The following is a 17,819-nucleotide window of genomic DNA, read 5'->3' as shown; positions in this document are numbered from 1 at the left end:
AGTGGGCCCAACCTACGGGATCACGCCGGGACGTCCCGGCGCCGGACACCGGCCAGCGCCGCGAGGCAGAGGACGGCGGCCAGCAGCACCAGCCCGATCGGTGCCGCGGCGCTCAGGGCCTCGGCCGGCAGCGCCGGGACCCAGTCGAACGGCGACACCCGGCGCAGCCACCCCGGGAAGCCGAGCAGCTGCCCGAAGAAGCCGGCGACGGCCACCCACGCGACGACCGCCCAGGCCAGCGCGGCCAGCCGGGGCACCGCCCCGACGAGGGCCGCGGCGAGGGTGGCGACGACGAGCACGGCCGGCAAGTGGGCCAGCAGCGCCCCGACCTGCGGCAGCACCAGCCCGGCGTCCCCGCGGACGGCGGCCGCCGCGAGGCCGGTGCCGAGCCCGGCGGCGGTCAGCAGCAGCGCCGAGGCGGCCGCCGTCACCAGGAGCCCACTACCCAGCCAGCGCGCCCGGCTCACCCCGCTCGCGAGGAGCAGTTCGACCCGCCCGGCCGTCTCCTCCCCGCGCAGGCGGAGCACGGAGGCGACCGCGAAGCCGGCCACGCACAGCGCGAGGTAGAGGGCGCAGGCGGCCAGGAAGGAGTCGGTGAGCGAGGCCCCGCCGCGGCTGCCCAGGACGGCGGACAGCTGCGCGTTCTCCTCCACCATCCCGGCGACCGCGTCGGCGAGGGAGCCGAAGACCACGCCGAGCAGCAGCAGCGCCGCGGCCCAGCCGGTGACCGTCGCCCGCTGGAGGCGCACGGCCAGCCCGGTGGCGCCGGAGAGCCGCGCGGAGGCGGTGGCCGGGCCCGGGCGGGACGGCACCAGCCCGGCGCCGAGGTCCCGGCGGGCGGCGAGCCGGGCGGCCAGCGCGGTCAGCGCCCCGAGCAGCGCGACCGACAGCAGCAGCGGCGTCCACCGCAGGTCGACGAAGGCGCGGGTCTGCTGGGCCCAGGCGATCGGCGAGACCCAGGACAGCGCACTGCCCCCGGTCCGCAGCAGGTCGCCCACGCCCCGCACGACGACGGCGAGCCCCAGCACGGCCAGCGCCAGCCCGGAGGCCGCGCGGGCGTGCACGGTCAGCTGGGCGGTGACCGCCGCGACGCCGCCGAACACCAGCCCGGTGAGCCCGATCCCCGCGCCCAGGGCCAGCGCGTCCAGCGCAGCCAGCCCCGAGCCGGCCAGTCCGGCGGTCACGACGACGGCGACCGCAGCGTCGGCCAGCCCGAGCAGCAGGGCCGCGGTGAGCGGGGCCCGCCGCCCGACCGCGCCGGCGAGGACGAGCTCGGCGGCGCCGTCCTCCTCCTGGGCGCGGGTGTTCCTGACCACGGCCTGGATCGACATGATCGCGACCGCGACCACCACCGACAGGGTGAGCTCGTTGGCGACCATCGCGCCGAGGGGGTAGCCGGCGTCCACGCCGTAGCCGGGGCCGCTCAGCATCACGCCGGCCGGGGTGTCGATGACCGCGGCCCGCGCCAGCCGGTCGGCGCGAGTCGGGTAGACCGTGCCGAGCGCGACGGCCGCGTAGACGGTGACCAGCCCGGCCGAGAGCACCCAGACGGCCAGCCGGCGGCGGTCCCGGCGCAGGCCGGCGCGGACGAGCACGCCGGTGCCCGCCCACGGCTGCGCCCCGGCCGCCCGGGCGGCGCTCACCGCCCTCGCCCGGCACCGGCGGCGGCGAGCTCGTCGCCGTCGGTCCCGGTGTCGTAGTGGCGGAGGAACAGCTCCTCCAGGGACGGCGGCGCGGCGACCAGGCTGCGCACGCCCAGGGAGGCCAGCGCGCGCACCACGCCGTCGAGGTCGGCGTCGTCGACGAGGAAGGTGACCCGGTCGCCGTCGACCGACAGGCCGTGGACGCCGGGCAGTCCGGCGAGCGGCCGGGGGTCGGCGTCGGTGACCGCGGTGACCGTGCTGCGGGTGAGGTGCCGCAGCTCGGCCAGGGAGCCGGAGTCGACGGTGCGCCCGGCACGGATGATCGTGACGGTGTCGCAGAGCTTCTCCACCTCGGCGAGGATGTGGCTGGACAGCAGCACCGACCGTCCCGCTGCCCGGGCCTCGCCGATGCACTCGGTGAACACCGCCTCCATCAGCGGGTCCAGCCCCGAGGTCGGCTCGTCGAGGACCAGCAGCTCGACGTCGGCGGCGAGCGCGGCGACCAGGGCCACCTTCTGCCGGTTGCCCTTGGAGTAGGTCCGCACCCGGCGGGTGGGGTCGAGCTCGAATCGCTCCAGCAGCTCGGCGCGGCGGCGCGGGTCCAGCCCGCCGCGGAGCCGGCCGAGCAGGTCGACCACCTCGCCGCCGGTCAGGTTGGGCCAGAGCGCGACCTCCCCCGGGACGTAGGCCAGCCGGCGGTGCAGGGCCACCGCGTCGCCCCACGGGTCGCCCCCCAGCAGCCGGACGCGCCCGCCGTCGGGCCGCAGCAGGCCGAGCAGGACGCGGATGGTCGTGGACTTCCCCGCGCCGTTCGGACCGAGGAAGCCCACGACCGCGCCGGAGGGCACGGTGAGGTCCAGGCCGTCGAGCGCACGGACGCGCCCGAAGGTCTTGGTCAGGCCGCTGACCTCCACGGCGGCACTGCCGGTCATGGCCCCTCCTCGGGGGATCGTGGGGTGCCCGCCGACCGCTGCGCGCGGTCGGCCAGGTAGTCGTCGAGCAGCCCGCGGTCGGCGAGCAGCCCCTCGGTGTAGAGCTCCAGCGCCGGCAGGGTGAACTGCTCGGCGTAGGACCGCAGGGACGCCCCGAGGTCCTCCTCCGCCGGCCGGGAGCGCAGGTGGACCAGCAGCGCGCCCAGGCCGACGTGGACCAGGAAGCGGGCCCGGGCCGCCGGGTCCCGGCTCGGCCGCACGGTGCCGGCCGCCACCCCCTCCTCCAGGAACCCCTCCGTGTCCCGGACGAGGGCGGCCAGGAACGCCGCGGCCAGGTCGCCGCCCGAGTGCAGGGCGTGGACCAGGTAGCCGGCGACCGGCGCGTACTCCTCGATGGCGGCCAGCGCGGCGAGGAACTCCCCCGGCTGCGGCTGGAGGACCGCCTCGGTCTTGGCCCGCCGGATCTCGGCGAGGACGTGCTCGTCGCAGGCCGCCCGCAGCGCGTCCTTGGAGCCGAAGTGGTGGATCACCAGGCCGGGACTGACCCCTGCCTCCGCCGCCACCGCGCGCACCGGGACGCCGAAGCCCTCGCGCCCGAACAGGCGCACCGCCGCATCCCGGATCCGGGCGCGGGCGGTCAGGTCGGTGTCCCGCTCGACTGAACGCACGTACAGCATGCTGAACGCCCGTTCAGCCTCAGTCAACGGCGCGGCCCACGGCAGACTGGGGCCATGACGCACGGGCACCGGCGCTGATGGCCCTCCTCCGCGCCGCCGACCCGGCCGGGTACGCCACGGCGCCGCTCACCTATCCCGAGGTCGGCGCGACGCGGGACGCCGACCTGCCGGTCGGGTACGACCACGTGGAGCGCTCGGTGGTCGTCGGCTCGGGCCCCGACGTCTTCGAGCGGGCCGTCGCCGCGGTGTTCGACTGGCGGGCGCAGCGCGGCGTGGGCCTGCGGGTGCGGGCCACCGGACCGGCGTCCGAGCCCGGCACGGTCGTCGTCCTGACCGCCGGCCTGCCGCGACTGGGCTACGACATCCCCTGCCGGGTGGTCTGGGCGCAGACCACCGGGGACGAGCGGGGCTTCGCCTACGGGACGCTGCCCGGTCACCCGGAGAGCGGCGAGGAGGCGTTCGTCGTCCGCCGGGCGCCCGGCGGGGAGGTGGTGTTCGCCCTGCGGGTGTTCGCCCGGCTGGCCTCTCCGCTCGCGCGCCTGGGCGGCCCGGTCAGCACGGTCGTGCAGCGGCTGGCCACGGCCCGGTACCTGTCGGCGATCCGCGCGGCCGCCCGGGGCTAGACGTCGCGGCGCTCGAGCAGCACCGCGCCGATCGCCCAGGCGCCCACCGCCCACGCCCCGCAGACCACCAGCCCGACCGGCCAGCTCGTCGGGACGGCGAGGAACGGGTCCTCCCCCACCCGCAGCGCCGGGAGCGCCTGCGAGGTCCGCGAGGCGACCGCACCGCCGGCCAGCGCGAGGATCGGCGGGAGCATGAACACCAGTGCGACGCCGAGCCCGACCCCGCCGGCGGTCGAGCGCAGCACCGCACCCAGGCCCACCGCCAGCACCGTCACCAGCGCCGCCGAGGCGACCTGCAGCCCGAGCGCGCGCAGCACCGCGGGGTCGGTGAGGGGCACCCCGCCGGGGACGGCGGTGAGCGTCCGGGCGGCCAGCCAGCAGGTGACCGCGAGCACGGCGCTGAGCAGGACCGCCCACGCCGTGACGACGACGGTCTTGGCGGCCAGCAGCCGGGTGCGCCGCGGCACCGCGGTGAGCGAGACCAGCGCCGACCCGGTCGCGAACTCCGCCGAGACCGCCAGCACGCCGAGCACGACGAGCACCAGCTGGCCGAACCCGAAGCCGGTGAGCGCCACGCCCACCGCGAGGTCGGCGCGCACCGACGACGCCGTGCTCGCCGCCGCGAGCCAGCCGAAGGCCGCCACGACGAGCAGGTAGACCACCGTGCACCACCACGTGGAGCGGACCGAGCGCAGCTTCGTCCACTCGCTGCGCAGCACCGCCCGCACCGGCACACCCCGCCTCGTCCCGGTGGGGCTCACGCCACACCCGCCCGGTACTCGACGTCCTCGCCGGTCAGCGCGAGGTAGGCCGCCTCGAGCGAGGCCACCACCCGGGTCAGCTCGTGCACCCGCACCCGCGCGTCGAACGCCACGTCGCCGACCTCGGTCAGGCCCAGCCCCTCGACCCGGAGCGCCCCGTCCAGCTCCAGGGACACGTGCGCGCCGGCCTCCCGCAGCGCCACCGACAGCAGCGGCGCCTCCGGACTGCGCACCCGGACGGCGGCGTGCGCGCCGAGCAGGTCGGCCATCGACACGTCGGCCAGCAGCCGACCGCGGCCGAGGACGACGAGGTGGTCGGCGGTGTCCTCCATCTCGCTCATCAGGTGGCTGGAGACCAGCACCGTGCGGCCCTCGGCGGCCAGGCCGCGCAGCAGCCCGCGCACCCAGCGGATCCCCTCCGGGTCCAGGCCGTTGACCGGCTCGTCGAGCAGCAGCACCTCCGGGTCGCCGAGCAGCGCCGCGGCGATGCCCAGCCGCTGCCCCATGCCGAGGGAGAAGCCGCGCACCCGCTCGTGCGCCACGCTGCCCAGGCCGACCAGTTCGACCACCTCGTCGACCCGGCGCATCGGCAGGGCGTTGCTCTGCGCCAGGACGGCGAGGTGCGCGTACGCCGTCCGCCCGGGGTGGCGGGCCCGCGGGTCGACCAGCGCGCCGACCCGGCGCATCGGGTGGTCCAGCTGCCGGTAGGGCACGCCGAGGACGGTCGCCGTCCCGGCGGTGGGGCGGGTCAGCCCCAGCACGCAGCGCATCGTCGTCGTCTTGCCCGAGCCGTTGGGGCCGAGGAACCCGGTCACCCGGCCGGGCTGGATGCGGACGGTGAGGTCGTCGACGGCCACCCGGTCGCGGTAGTTCTTGGTGAGGCCGTCGAGCTCGATCACGGACGACAGCATGGCGATCCGGAGCCCTCCGGCGCGGGAGGCTCGGCGGACGGCGTCGTCAGCCGGCGTGGGCGGCCCGCTCCCGCTCGATGAGCTCCTTGCTGCGCACCAGCCGCAGGAAGGTGACCACCAGCAGCCCGCCGGCGACGTTGAGCAGCGTCGTGTACCAGAACCAGGCCAGCCAGTCGCCGTAGCCGTACGGCGCGCCCGCGTGCAGCGCACCGAACAGGATCAGCGAGTCGAGGATCGAGTGGAACAGGACGAGCCCCGCCAGCAGGAACGCCCCGGCGACCGCGGCGGCGAGCTTGCCCGCCTCGGACGCCGCGCCGTGCTGCATCCGGGTCATGAGGGTGATGAAGGCCCCGGCCAACACGGCCAAGCAGACCGCCCGCAGGTCCAGCGGGGCCTCCACGAAGGTCCGGCCCGACTCGATCGCCGCCGTCCCCAGGCTCGGCAGGGCGTGCACGACCAGCCACATCACCAGCCAGCCGCCGACGAGGTTGGCGACCAGCGTGCCCGCCCACAGCTTGCCCAGCTGGGCCAGGCCGGCCCGCCCCGCGGCCACCGCGGTGACCGGGACCAGGAAGCCCTCCGTGAACAGCTCGCTCTTGGCCAGCATCAGCGCGACGAAACCGATGCTGAACGCCAGGCCGGCCAGCAGGTGGCTGCCGGTCTCGGTGTAGACGGCGAGCAGCGCGACCACCCCGGTGGCGACCTCCAGCCCGCCGGCCAGCCCCGTCGTGAGCACCTCCCGCCAGGAGCGGTGCAGCCGCTGGGCGCCCTCGTCGACGATCCGGTCGAAGGCCAGGGCGACCTGGTCCTCGGCGGGGGCGTCGGTCTCCCCCAGCTGCTCCCGCACCGACTGCGCCACGGCGGCCTCCTCCTCCGGCGGCCCGCCGACCGCCCGGCTGCTCGGGTGCCGGCAGGACCGCGCCCTGGCTACCCCGCCGACCTGCGGCTCCACACGTCCGGGACGGGCGCGCCGGGGGTGGTGCGGGGAGGATCGGGGCCGTGACGTCGCGACGGGTGGCCAGCCTGCACGTGTGGGGCGTACCGGGCCGGGCGGTGCCCGCGGCCCTGGTGCGGATGGCCGCCGACCGCCGCCCGCTGCGCCGCACCCCCGGCCTGCGCTTCGCCAAGCTGCTGGGCACCGGGTCCGGGCGCACGTTCACCCTCCGCGACGCCGACCCCCGCCGCTGGGCGCTGCTGGCGGTGTGGGACGACGCCCGCGCGGCCGACGCGTTCGCGGCCGGCCCCCTCGTCGCGCGTTGGCAGCGGATCGCCGACGAGCAGTGGACCGCCCGGCTGCGCCCGCTCGCCTCCCGCGGCCGGTGGTCGAGGGAGGAGCCGTTCGGCCGGCCGTGGCCGCAGCGCTGGGACGGCCCGGTCGCCGCGGTCACCCGAGCCCGGCTCACCCCGCGCAAGGCGGTGGCGTTCTGGCGCGCCGTCCCGCCGGTCTCCGCCGACCTGCACGCCAGCCCCGGGCTGCGCCTGGCCCTCGGCATCGGTGAGGCGCCCCTCGGCCTGCAGGGCACGTTCAGCGTCTGGGACTCCTCCTCCGCCCTGAACGCCTTCGCCCACGAGCGCGCGCCACACGTCGACGTCGTCCGGCGGACCGCCCAGGAGGGCTGGTACGCCGAGGAGCTGTTCGCCCGCCTGGGCGTGCTCGCCGCCGAGGGGACGATCGGCGGCCGCGACCCGCTGGCCTGAGCCGGCGTCCGGCGGTCAGCCGTCCGGCTGCTGCAGGGTGTAGAAGCGGACCTCGATGCCGTCCGGGTCGTGCAGGCCCGGCAGCAGCGAGAGCCCGTGCCCCTCGACGATCTCGCCGTGCGGCTCGCCGAGGTCGTCGAGCCGTCGTCCCCAGGCGACGAGGTCCTCCCGCGCCGGGACGCCGAGGGCCAGGGGGTCGAACCCGGCCAGGGCTGCGGCCCGCTCGGGCTCGTGGCGGACGGCGATCGCCAGCGTGCGGCCGGCGTCCCGCAGCGCCACCCCCATCAGGACGCCGTCCTCGACGAACTCCAGGTCGACGGCCAGCCCGAGGACCTCGCAGTACCAGTCCCGGCTGCGGGCGACGTCGCTGACCGGGAGCTTGACGTGGTGGAACCCCTGCAGCGCCGGCACGGCCACCTCCCCGAGGTCTCCCCCCAGCAGGGTCCGGCGGGAGCGGGGCGCCGACGAGCCCGGCCGGCCCGCTACAGCCGGCAGGTCAGGTGGATCTCCTCGCGGTCGTCGCCGGGCGCGACGCGGATGGCACCGGGCATGCGGCCGAACTCGGTGTAGCCCAGGCCCTTGTAGAACTGCTCGAGCCCGGTGCCGCCGCGCGCGGTCAGGTGCAGGAACTCCAGGCCGCGCTGCCGTGCGATGTCGTGGACGCCGGTCATCAGCACCCGGCCGAGACCCTGGCCCTGCCGGCTGGGGTGCACCTGCACCCGCAGCACCGTGGCCCAGTGCTGCCGCAGCGGGCTGACCGACAGCGACAGGACGGCGAACCCCGCGACCTCGCCGTCCACCCGGAGCAGGGCGACGATCTCGCGCCCCTCGTTCACCCGGGCGACGAGGGCGTCGAGGAACGGCGCGACCTCCTCCTCCGTGACCGGCGGGACGAACCCGACCGCGCCGCCGGCGTTGGTCACCTCGGTCCAGCAGCGCAGCATCCGGTCGCGGAGCTCCGCGTCGACGCACTCGACCGGGGCGACCTCGCTGCGCATGGGCCCATTGTCCCGCCGGGCCCCGGCCGTCCCGGACACGGGGAGGTCGGCGGCCGGCGGGGCGGTAGCCTGACCGCGCGGCGTACCCCACGCCAGACCCTCTGACCGGTTGCCCACGCCTCCGGCCGTGCGAGGGCGCAGGGGATCGAAGTCCTCGGGGAGCTCGACCTGCGGCAGACGAGCCTCTTCGCAGCGGCCGGGCCGGGTGACGCGTGGGGTCGGCCGGACCCACGCCGCCGAGGAGCTCCCGATGACCCGCCAGAAGCACCTGAAGGCCGCCGTCCGCGCCCGCATGGCCCGGACCGGTGAGCGCTACACCACCGCCCACCGCAACCTCACCGGCGCCGCGGCGGCGGCCACCGCACCCCCGACCGAGGTGGGCGGCGGGCGGCTGCACGACAGCGCGGTGCTCACCCGGGTGCTGGCGGCCGCCGGCGTCGTCGCCGACACCGACGGCCGCCCGCTCGACGAGCCGGTCGTCGCCGGTCTCGCGGGCGGCATCGGGTTCATGTACTTCTCGTTCACCTACGCCGGCGCGCTGCCCACGATGACGATCGTGCCGCGGACCCACCCGCGCCCGTTCGTCGTCGGCGCGCTGGAGCGGGCCGGGGTCGGCCACCGGGTCGTCGAGACCACCAGCGCGGCCAAGGCGGCCCGCGAGCTCGACGCCGCGCTGGCCGCGGGGCGGACGCCGATCTGCACCGTGGACCGCGCCGCCCTCCCCGCCCAGGCGTGGGCCGACGACCTCGCCGGCGGCGCGCCCCACGACGTCACCGTGCTCGGCCGCCGCGACGGCACGGTGCTGCTCGACGACGACCGCCTGGTCCCCGACGCGCTCCCCGAGGAGGTGTTCACCGCCGCACGGTCGGGTCACCGGCAGAGCCGCCACCGCATGGTCGTCGTGGAGCCGACCGGTGCGCCGGTCGCCCTCGCGCCGGCGGTCCGCGCGGCGCTGGAGGTGACCGTCCACGACCTCACCGAGGACGTCATGCCGAACAACTTCGCCGGCAACTTCGGCCTGCGCGGCCTGGCGAAGTGGGCCGACGCCGTGGCCGACCGGCGCCGCAGGACCGGGTGGGCGCGGCTGTTCGACAGCGGACCGGCGTTCGGGACGGCGATGCGCCGGCTGCACGACTGCCTGACCACCGACCACTCCTCGCCCGGCGCCGTCCGGCCGCTCTACGCCGACTTCCTCCACGCGGCCACCGGGGTCCTCGACGTCCCCGCGGCCGCGGAGTGCGCCGGCCTCTACCGCCGCGCCGGAGAGCTGTGGAGCCGCATCGCCGAGGAGGCCGTGAGCGGCGGGATGGCGCCCTACCGGGAGCTGGTCGAGCGCCGCTGGGAGCTGCTGTTCGAGCGCGGCAGCGCAGCGGCGGCCGACCTGCAGGAGCTCGCGCGCCGGGCGAGGGCGCTGACCGACGCCCTCGACGTGTCCGAGGCCGACCGGCTGGCCCAGCTGGACCGGATCGCCGCCCTGGCCGCGGAGGTGCTCGCCGTCGAGCGCGAGGCCTGCGCGGTCCTGACCGAGGTCGCCCGCGGCTGAGCCGGCCCGCGGCCGCCCGGGGCACCCCCGCCCCGGGCGGCCCTCAGCCGCTGGGGCCGAACCGCTCGACGCGGATGTCGGCGGCCGGCACGCCGCTGTCGACCAGCAGCTGGCTGGCCGCCTCGGCGAAGGACGGCGACCCGCACACGTAGGCCGTCCGCCCCGGCTCCCACAGGTCGGCCACGTCGGCGGCGGTGATCCGGCCGGCCGCGCGCCCGCCGTACGGCTCCCGGGTGGTGACCACCCGGGCCCCCGCCGCCAGCAGCTCCTGGGCGTACGGGAGCTCGGCCAGGGTGCGGGTGGAGACGGCGGTCCGCAGCCGGTCGGTCGTGCCGAGGGTGTGCCCCGTGCGCAGCATCGACACCAGCGGGACCACGCCGGTGCCGCCGCCGACCAGCAGCGCCGGCATCGCGCCGTCCCACACGAACCAGCCGCCGATCGGGCCGCGCACCTCGAGCTGGTCGCCGGGCTGCACCACGTCGGCGAGGTACGTGGAGACCTCACCCTCGTAGAGACGCTCGACGAAGAGCTCGACCTGCGGGTCGCCGGGCGCCGACGCCACGGAGTACGACCGCTGGGCGCGGTACCCGTCCGGGGCGGTGAGCCGGACGACGTAGTGCTGCCCGGCCATGTGCTCGACCCGGTCGGCGACGTCGAGCCGCAGCCGGACGGCGTCCTCGAGGGGGTGCGCCACGTCGGTCACGGTCGCCGTCCGCCAGCCGCCGCTGGGCGCCTGCGGACGGTGCGGGAGCTCAGTCACCCTGGTAGCGCTGCTCGCGCCAGGGGTCGCCGCGATCGTGGTAGCCGTTCTGCTCCCAGAAGCCGGGCTGGTCGCGCTGCAGCAGGGTCAGCCGGGTGACCCACTTGGCGCTCTTCCAGAAGTACAGGTGCGGCACGAGCAGCCGTACCGGGCCGCCGTGCTCGATCGGCAGCGGACCGCCGTCGTACTCCCACACCACCCACGCCTTGCCGCCGGTGACGTCCTCCAGCGGCAGGTTGGTGGTGTACCCGGTCTTCGACGTCGCGATGACGAAGTGCGCCTCCGCGGTCGGGCGGGCCGCCTCCAGCAGGGTGTCGACGCTGACCCCGGCGAACCAGGTGTCGAACTTCGACCACGTCGTCACGCAGTGGATGGCGCCCCGGTACTCCGACCGGGGCAGCCGGTGGACCTCGTCCCAGGTCCAGGTCGTCGGGTTCTCGACCCGCCCGTCGACGGTGATGCTCCACGTCGCGGGGTCGATCCGCGGGGTCGGCTCGGCGGTGAGCACCGGCCAGTCCCGGCCGGCGTCGTACTGCCCGGGTGGGAGGCGGGGATCGCGGTTCTGACGGCGGCCGAGGAAGCCGCGGGTGGGTCCGACCATGTGGTTGTCCTCCCCCTCTGGGGTGCCCGGGAACCACCGGTCGGGCGGCTCCGAGCGGCGCGGCCGAGCGCACCTTAGCGGTTCTGCGCGGTTAGGGCACCCTTACGAGAGCTGAGTCACCTCGCGTTAACTTGGCCGTCCGAACGGCAACGACCTAGCGTTGGCACACGTGGCAACGGTGACGCAACCGGGTCAGCGCCGGACCCCGAAGGCGGCGAAGACCAGTTCGGTCTTCAAGAAGATCGTGATGGCGATCAGCGGCATCATCTTGGTGCTGTACCTGATCGCTCACATGATCGGCAATCTCAAGGCCTTCACGGGCCGCGAGGGCTTCAACCACTACTCCGAGTGGATCCGCACGATCGGCGAGCCGGCGGTCCCGGCGCAGACGACGCTGTGGATCATCCGGGTGGTCCTGCTGGTCGCGGTGGGCGCGCACATCTGGGCGGCGGTCTCGCTGTGGCGCCAGGCCAAGCGCGCTCGTCCCAACGGGTACGTCACCAAGAAGCCGGTGGCCCAGAGCTACGCCTCGCGCACCATGCGCTGGGGCGGCGTGATCGTCCTGGCCTTCATCATCTACCACATCCTGGACCTGACGCTCGGCGTCGCGAACCCGGACGGTCCGGGCACGACCCCCTACGACCGCCTGGTCGCCGGCTTCTCCAACCCGATCGTGGTCATCGCGTACGCGATCGCGCTGATCCTGCTGGGTATGCACCTGCGGCACGGGATCTGGAGCGCCACGCAGACCCTCGGCCAGAGCAACCGGCGCCGTGAGAAGACCGTGAACCTCTTCGCGCTCGCGTTCTCCGTGGTCCTGATCGGCGGCTTCCTGATCGTGCCGCTCTCCGTCCTCTTCAACATCATCGACTGAGGAGCTCCACCGCGATGCCACTCGACCTCTTCACCGTCGGTGACCCGATCGCCGACACGAAGGCACCCATGGACGTGCCGATCGGCGAGCGCTGGAGCACCCGCCGCTTCCGCGGCCGGCTGGTCAACCCCGCCAACCGCCGCAAGATGACCGTCATCGTCGTCGGCACCGGTCTGGCCGGCGGCTCGGCCGCCGCCACGCTCGGCGAGGCCGGCTACAAGGTCAAGTCCTTCTGGTACCAGGACAGCCCGCGCCGCGCGCACAGCGTCGCCGCGCAGGGCGGCATCAACGCCGCCAAGAACTACCGCAACGACGGCGACAGCGTGCACCGGCTGTTCTACGACACCGTCAAGGGCGGCGACTTCCGCTCGCGCGAGAACAACGTGCACCGGCTGGCCGAGGTCAGCGTCAACATCATCGACCAGTGCGTCGCCCAGGGTGTCCCGTTCGCCCGCGAGTACGGCGGCCTGCTCGACAACCGCTCCTTCGGTGGCACCCAGGTCTCGCGGACCTTCTACGCCCGCGGCCAGACGGGCCAGCAGCTGCTGTACGGCGCCTACCAGGCGCTGGAGCGGCAGATCGCGGCCGGCAACGTCGAGCAGCACGCCCGCACCGAGATGCTCGACCTGATCGTCGTCGACGGCCGGGCCCGCGGCATCGTGGCCCGCGACCTGGTCACCGGCGAGATCAGCACGCACTTCGCCGACGCCGTCGTCCTGGCCTCCGGTGGGTACGGCAACGTCTTCTACCTGTCGACCAACGCCAAGGGCTCCAACGCCACGGCGATCTGGCGGGCGCACAAGCGGGGCGCGTACTTCGCCAACCCCTGCTACACGCAGATCCACCCGACCTGCATCCCGGTCAAGGGCGACTACCAGTCCAAGCTCACGCTGATGAGCGAGTCGCTGCGCAACGACGGCCGCGTGTGGGTGCCCAAGGAGCGCGGCGACACCCGCGACCCGCGGGACATCCCCGAGAGCGAGCGCGACTACTACCTCGAGCGGATCTACCCCTCGTTCGGCAACCTGGTCCCCCGCGACATCGCCTCGCGGCAGGCCAAGAACGTCTGCGACGAGGGCCGCGGCGTCGGCCCCGGGGGGCTGGGTGTCTACCTCGACTTCGCCGAGGCCATCCAGCGGATGGGCCGCCCGGCCGTCGAGGCCAAGTACGGGAACCTGTTCGACATGTACGCCCAGATCACGGGCGAGAACCCGTACGAGACGCCGATGCGGATCTACCCGGCGGTCCACTACACGATGGGTGGCCTGTGGGTCGACTACGACCTGCAGTCGACGATCCCCGGCATGTTCGTGATCGGTGAGGCGAACTTCTCCGACCACGGCGCCAACCGGCTCGGCGCCAGCGCCCTCATGCAGGGCCTGGCCGACGGCTACTTCGTGCTGCCGGCGACCATCACCGAGTACCTGGCCGACGCGCCGTTCGAGCAGATCGACGACAGCCACCCGGCCGCCGTCGAGGCGCTGCAGGGCGTCCAGGCCCAGGTGCAGAAGCTGCTGAGCATCAACGGCACCCGCAGCCCCGCCTCGTTCCACCGCGAGCTGGGCAAGCTCATGTGGGACCTGTGCGGCATGGAGCGCTCCGAGGAGAGCCTGCGCAAGGCGCTGGACCGGATCCCGGAGATCCGCCAGGAGTTCTGGACCAACCTGAAGGTGACCGGCACCGAGGGCTCCTTCAACCAGACCCTCGAGCACGCCGGCCGGGTCGCCGACTTCATCGAGCTCGCCGAGCTCATGTGCGTCGACGCGCTGCACCGCAACGAGAGCTGCGGCGGCCACTTCCGCGCCGAGAGCCAGACCCCCGAGGGCGAGGCCCTGCGCGACGACGAGAACTTCGCCTACGTCGCCGCGTGGGAGTGGACGCCGGAAGGCGCTCCGCCGGTCCTGCACCGCGAAGCCCTCGAGTACGAGTACGTCCACCTCGCCCAGCGGAGCTACAAGTGACAGTCACTGACCAGGGCGCCATCCGCACCGCCGGAGCCACGGGCACGCCGAGCGAGAAGCGCGGCATGACGCTGACCCTGCGCATCTGGCGGCAGAACGGCCCGAGCGACAAGGGGAAGGTGGTGACCTACAAGGTCGCCGACATCTCCCCCGACATGTCGTTCCTCGAGATGCTCGACGTGCTCAACGAGCAGCTCATCCAGAACGGCGACGACCCGGTGGCCTTCGACCACGACTGCCGCGAGGGCATCTGCGGCATGTGCGGCGTCATGATCAACGGGATGGCGCACGGTCCGCAGCAGACCACCACGTGCCAGCTGCACATGCGGTCGTTCAAGGACGGCGACACGATCACCGTCGAGCCGTGGCGCGCGACGCCGTTCCCGGTGATCAAGGACCTCGCCGTCGACCGGCGGGCGTTCGACCGGATCATCCAGGCCGGCGGCTACATCAGCGTCCCGACCGGGACCGCCCCCGAGGCGCACTCGGTGCCGGTGCCGAAGAAGGACGCCGACGCCGCGTTCGACGCCGCGACCTGCATCGGCTGCGGCGCCTGCGTCGCGGCCTGCCCGAACGCGTCGTCGATGCTGTTCACCGCCGCCAAGGTCACCCACCTCGGACTGCTGCCGCAGGGCCAGCCCGAGCGCAACGAGCGCGTGGTGAACATGGTCGCCCAGCAGGACCGCGAGGGCTTCGGCGGCTGCACCAACATCGGGGAGTGCTCCGCGTCCTGCCCGAAGGGCATCTCGATGGAGACCATCTCCCGGCTCAACCACGACCTGCTCGGCGCCCTGCGCGCCGGCGCCCGGCCGAAGAGCTGAAGGCGGACCCCGGCCTCCTCCGGCCGGGGCCATTGCGGGCGGGGATCCTTCGGGGTCCCCGCCCGCTGTCGTCTGCACCCATCGCTGGGTTCGATGTGCGAACCTAGACCGGTGACGATCGAGGAGACCGAGACCCCCTCCCCCGCCGCCTGGGGCGAGCCGCGCTCGCGCACGGTGAGCTGGCACGACCCGCGGGTCGTGGCGGCCGGCGCCCTGGAGCGCAGCGGCCTGCAGACGCTGGAGGCCATCCGCGACGGCGTCCTGCCCCCGCCGCCGATCGCCCGGCTGTTCGCCATGGACGTCGTGGCGGTCACCGAGGGGCGGGTGGAGTTCCGCTGCGCGGTCGACGAGTCGGCCTACAACCCGATCGGCGTCGTCCACGGGGGCCTCGTGTGCACGCTGCTCGACACCGTGGCCGGCTGCGCGGTGCACTCCACCCTGCCCCGGGGCACCGGCTACACGTCGATCGAGATCAAGGTCAACTACCTGCGGTCGGTGCACGCGGCCAGCGGGCCGCTCACCGCCGTCGGCACGGTGGTCAAGCCGGGCCGGCGGGTGGCGTTCGCCGAGGGCGAGGTGCACGACGCCGAGGGGCGGACGGTCGCCACGGCGTCCAGCTCGCTGCTGGTCTTCCCGCTCGCGGGCTAGCCGACCAGGTCCGCGGGCCGCCACTGGTCGAGCCACTGCTCGAGGCGGTCCGCGGGCAGCGGCCGGCTGAGGTGGAAGCCCTGCACGACGTCGCAGCCGAGGGCGGCCAGGGCGTCGACGGTGGCCTGGTCCTCGGCGCCCTCGGCCACGAGGGACAGGCCCAGCGCGTGGGCCAGCTGCAGGGTCGAGGTGACGATCGCCGCCGACCGCGGGCTGCCGGTCAGCGCGGCGACGAAGCTGCGGTCCAGCTTGAGCTCGGTCACCGGGAGCACGGCGAGGTAGGCGAGGCTGGAGTAGCCGGTGCCGTAGTCGTCGATGGAGACGCCGACGCCGGCCTCGCGCAGCCGGGTGAGCACGCCGACGGCCCGCTCCCGGTCCTGTACGAGCAGGCTCTCGGTCACCTCGAGCACCAGCGCGTCCGCCGGGACGCCGTGGCGGTCGAGCAGCCGGGCGACCGCGTCCGGGAAGCGCTCGCAGACCAGGTCCGAGGGGCTGACGTTGACCGACACGGTGAGCTCGCGGCCGGCGTCGGCCCAGGCGCGGCGCTGGGCGAGGGCCAGGTCGACGACCGTCGTCGTCAGCTCCGACATCAGTCCGGCGGACTCGGCCAGGTCGATGAAGGCGTCCGGGTGCAGCAGCCCGCGCGTCGGGTGCTGCCAGCGCACCAGTGCCTCCACGCCGTCGACCCGGCCGGTCGCCAGGGTCAGCTTGGGCTGGTGGTGCAGCACCAGCTCGCCGCCGCTGATAGCCCGGCGCAGCTGTTCGACGGCCTCCAGCCGGTGCCGGCCCTCGCCGTGCCGCTCCTCGTCGTAGACGGCGGCGCCGCTGCGCGTGCTCTTGGCGCAGTACATGGCCAGGTCGGCCATCTGCAGCAGCTCCTCGGCCGACCGGGAGTGCAGGGGGCCGACGGCGATGCCCACGCTGGCGTCGACGGGCAGCGCCATCCCGCCCAGCCGGATCGGCTGCTGCAGGGCCCCGCACAGCCGGGCCGCGAGGGCGAGGGCGCCGGTGTCGTCCAGGTCGTCGGCGAGCACGACGAACTCGTCGCCGCCGAGCCGGGCGAGCAGGTCGCCGCCACGCAGCTGCGCGGACATCCGCCGCCCCACCTCGCGCAGCAACCCGTCGCCGACGGCGTGGCCGAGGGAGTCGTTGATCTCCTTGAACCGGTCGAGGTCGACGACGAGCACCGCAGTGGTCCCGCCGGCGGCCAGGTGGGCCTCGACGCCGGCCATCGCCTCGAACACGTGCCGACGGTTGGGCAGCCCGGTGAGGTCGTCGGTGCGGGCCTGGCGGCGGCTGTCGGCCAGCGCCCGCACGTCGCGGAAGGTCAGGGCGGTCCGGGCGAGGGCGGCCAGGACCGCGCCGAGCGCCAGCACCCCGGCCAGCCGGTCGTTGGCCTGCGAGTAGCCGGCGAAGAGCAGCCCGAGCGCGACCAGCGAGCAGACGCCCGGGACGGCGAGCGCGCCCAGCCCCTCCAGCCGGCTGGTGGCACCCCGGCGCGGCGAGTGGCAGGCGGCCAGCCCGAAGCAGCCGAAGGCCAGCCCCCAGCCGACGTCCAGCGCGGAGCCGGGCGTGAACGAGTCGTGGACGATCTCGTAGGCGTACACGGTGTCGGTGACGACGAACAGCGCCATGCCACCGGTCAGCCACCACCACACGCCGCCGGCGCCGCGCCCGACGACCGCCAGCGCGCCGGCGAGGAGCACGAGCAGCAGCAGGTCGGCGACCGGGTAGGCCGCCGCGATGACGGCGGCCGCGGGGGGACCCTCGGCCATCCGCAGGAGCCCGCCCAGCGCGAGCGCCGCCCCCAGCGCCGCGGCGGTGAGCCCGCTGACCACGCCGTCCAGCCACATGCTCGACGTCAGCCGGCGCACCCGGGCCCGCAACAGGAGGAACAGCCCGACGTAGGCGAACGGGTACAGGCCCATCCAGCCGACGTCGGCCCAGGAGGGCCGCGACACGACCGGCAGGTCCGCGTAGTGCACCTGGTGCAGCAGGGCGCCGGTCAGGTAGGAGGCCACCGCCGCGGCGAAGCAGAGCCAGGCACCCCGGTCCCGGGACGAGACGGTCGCCCGCGCCGCCAGCAGCGCGGCCAGCCCGGCGAGGAACACCAGCTTCCCGTTCCCGGCCAGGACGGCGAGCCGGCCGGTGGCCCCGAGAGCCGAGGTGACCAGCGACGCTGCGTAGGTCGCCCCGAGCACGGCCGCGGCCACGCGCACCACGCGCAGCGACCGGTCGGTGCGCTGGCGGCTGCGCGCGCGTCGTTGCGCGTCCGGGGCGTGCTCCACCACGTCCATGGCATCGGCCGGGGGGCCGCCGCACTCCACCCCAGACGCGAGCCGGACGCCCCGGTTTCCTCCGCCGGGGG

Annotated in this window: 18 protein-coding genes; 7 read left to right on the top strand and 11 right to left on the bottom strand. The window is 75.1% G+C overall.

All coding sequences use genetic code 11. From position 1 onward, the window contains the following. Positions 1-20: 20 nt before the first annotated feature. The 3 genes from ACI789_RS07895 to ACI789_RS07885 are packed head-to-tail and all read right to left on the bottom strand — an operon-like array spanning position 21 to position 3,243. On the bottom strand, positions 21-1,643 hold the full coding sequence (locus tag ACI789_RS07895; protein ID WP_457007775.1) for an ABC transporter permease: 1,623 nt from the start codon (positions 1,641-1,643) through the stop codon (positions 21-23). Next, positions 1,640-2,575 carry an ABC transporter ATP-binding protein gene (locus ACI789_RS07890; RefSeq protein WP_457007773.1) on the bottom strand — a complete coding sequence of 312 codons (936 nt, stop codon included), beginning with the start codon at positions 2,573-2,575 and terminating at the stop codon, positions 1,640-1,642. Before ACI789_RS07890 ends, ACI789_RS07895 begins: the two co-directional genes overlap by 4 nt. Beyond that, a complete protein-coding gene (locus ACI789_RS07885; protein WP_457007771.1) occupies positions 2,572-3,243 on the bottom strand; it encodes a TetR family transcriptional regulator in 672 nt (223 codons plus the stop codon). The genes ACI789_RS07890 and ACI789_RS07885 overlap by 4 nt, the downstream gene beginning before the upstream one ends. A gap of 86 nt (positions 3,244-3,329) precedes the next feature. Here ACI789_RS07885 and ACI789_RS07880 point away from each other — a divergent pair, with 86 nt between their 5' ends. Continuing rightward, on the top strand, positions 3,330-3,875 hold the full coding sequence (locus tag ACI789_RS07880) for a DUF1990 family protein (RefSeq protein WP_457007769.1): 546 nt from the start codon (positions 3,330-3,332) through the stop codon (positions 3,873-3,875). Here the strand turns inward: ACI789_RS07880 and ACI789_RS07875 are convergent. Genes ACI789_RS07875 through ACI789_RS07865 form a run of 3 tightly spaced genes read right to left on the bottom strand, consistent with a single transcriptional unit; the run spans position 3,872 to position 6,406 of the window. After that, on the bottom strand, positions 3,872-4,609 hold the full coding sequence (locus ACI789_RS07875; RefSeq protein ID WP_457007767.1) for an ABC transporter permease: 738 nt from the start codon (positions 4,607-4,609) through the stop codon (positions 3,872-3,874). The two genes, ACI789_RS07880 and ACI789_RS07875, sit on opposite strands and share 4 nt — an antisense overlap. 23 nt (positions 4,610-4,632) lie before the next feature. Further along, positions 4,633-5,535 carry an ABC transporter ATP-binding protein gene (locus ACI789_RS07870; RefSeq protein WP_457007765.1) on the bottom strand — a complete coding sequence of 301 codons (903 nt, stop codon included), beginning with the start codon at positions 5,533-5,535 and terminating at the stop codon, positions 4,633-4,635. A 58-nt stretch (positions 5,536-5,593) separates the two neighbouring features. Further along, positions 5,594-6,406, bottom strand: a complete 813-nt coding sequence (locus tag ACI789_RS07865) for a formate/nitrite transporter family protein (protein ID WP_457007763.1) — start codon at positions 6,404-6,406, stop codon at positions 5,594-5,596. Positions 6,407-6,546: 140 nt separating this feature from the next. Between ACI789_RS07865 and ACI789_RS07860 the strand changes: the two genes are divergently transcribed. After that, positions 6,547-7,245: a monooxygenase gene (locus ACI789_RS07860; protein WP_457007761.1), complete on the top strand. Its 699-nt coding sequence runs from the start codon at positions 6,547-6,549 to the stop codon at positions 7,243-7,245. A gap of 15 nt (positions 7,246-7,260) precedes the next feature. Here ACI789_RS07860 and ACI789_RS07855 read toward each other — a convergent pair whose 3' ends face one another. Together ACI789_RS07855 and ACI789_RS07850 are read right to left on the bottom strand one after the other, a co-directional pair. Continuing rightward, positions 7,261-7,656 (bottom strand): VOC family protein, encoded by a 396-nt coding sequence (locus tag ACI789_RS07855; RefSeq protein WP_457007759.1) that lies wholly within the window; start codon positions 7,654-7,656, stop codon positions 7,261-7,263. 71 nt (positions 7,657-7,727) lie between these two features. Continuing rightward, positions 7,728-8,243, bottom strand: a complete 516-nt coding sequence (locus ACI789_RS07850; RefSeq protein WP_456918797.1) for an N-acetyltransferase family protein — start codon at positions 8,241-8,243, stop codon at positions 7,728-7,730. Positions 8,244-8,493: 250 nt separating this feature from the next. Here ACI789_RS07850 and ACI789_RS07845 point away from each other — a divergent pair, with 250 nt between their 5' ends. Then, positions 8,494-9,786, top strand: a complete 1,293-nt coding sequence (locus ACI789_RS07845; RefSeq protein WP_457007757.1) for a BtrH N-terminal domain-containing protein — start codon at positions 8,494-8,496, stop codon at positions 9,784-9,786. Positions 9,787-9,829: 43 nt separating this feature from the next. Here the strand turns inward: ACI789_RS07845 and ACI789_RS07840 are convergent, their stop codons facing one another. Continuing rightward, positions 9,830-10,546: an FAD-binding oxidoreductase gene (locus tag ACI789_RS07840; protein ID WP_457007755.1), complete on the bottom strand. Its 717-nt coding sequence runs from the start codon at positions 10,544-10,546 to the stop codon at positions 9,830-9,832. Next, a complete protein-coding gene (locus tag ACI789_RS07835; RefSeq protein WP_457007753.1) occupies positions 10,539-11,147 on the bottom strand; it encodes a sulfite oxidase-like oxidoreductase in 609 nt (202 codons plus the stop codon). Before ACI789_RS07835 ends, ACI789_RS07840 begins: the two co-directional genes overlap by 8 nt. A gap of 178 nt (positions 11,148-11,325) precedes the next feature. Between ACI789_RS07835 and ACI789_RS07830 the strand changes: the two genes are divergently transcribed. The 4 genes from ACI789_RS07830 to ACI789_RS07815 all read left to right on the top strand — a co-directional run bounded on the left by ACI789_RS07830 (position 11,326) and on the right by ACI789_RS07815 (position 15,451). Continuing rightward, positions 11,326-12,021, top strand: coding sequence for a succinate dehydrogenase cytochrome b subunit (locus ACI789_RS07830; protein ID WP_457007751.1), 696 nt, complete (start codon positions 11,326-11,328; stop codon positions 12,019-12,021). A 14-nt stretch (positions 12,022-12,035) separates the two neighbouring features. Further along, entirely contained in the window at positions 12,036-13,982 is a 1,947-nt protein-coding gene (locus ACI789_RS07825) for a fumarate reductase/succinate dehydrogenase flavoprotein subunit (RefSeq protein WP_457007749.1), read from the top strand. Beyond that, positions 13,979-14,803, top strand: coding sequence for a succinate dehydrogenase/fumarate reductase iron-sulfur subunit (locus ACI789_RS07820; protein WP_457007747.1), 825 nt, complete (start codon positions 13,979-13,981; stop codon positions 14,801-14,803). The genes ACI789_RS07825 and ACI789_RS07820 overlap by 4 nt, the downstream gene beginning before the upstream one ends. 111 nt (positions 14,804-14,914) lie before the next feature. Then, positions 14,915-15,451: a PaaI family thioesterase gene (locus tag ACI789_RS07815; RefSeq protein ID WP_457007745.1), complete on the top strand. Its 537-nt coding sequence runs from the start codon at positions 14,915-14,917 to the stop codon at positions 15,449-15,451. Here the strand turns inward: ACI789_RS07815 and ACI789_RS07810 are convergent. Beyond that, complete coding sequence (locus ACI789_RS07810) at positions 15,448-17,739, bottom strand: putative bifunctional diguanylate cyclase/phosphodiesterase (protein ID WP_457007743.1); 2,292 nt, start codon at positions 17,737-17,739, stop codon at positions 15,448-15,450. The two genes, ACI789_RS07815 and ACI789_RS07810, sit on opposite strands and share 4 nt — an antisense overlap. Between the last annotated feature and the right edge of the window lie 80 nt (positions 17,740-17,819).

This window comes from Geodermatophilus sp. SYSU D00965 (assembly GCF_054050075.1).
This window is presented reverse-complemented; position numbering and strand designations above follow the sequence as displayed.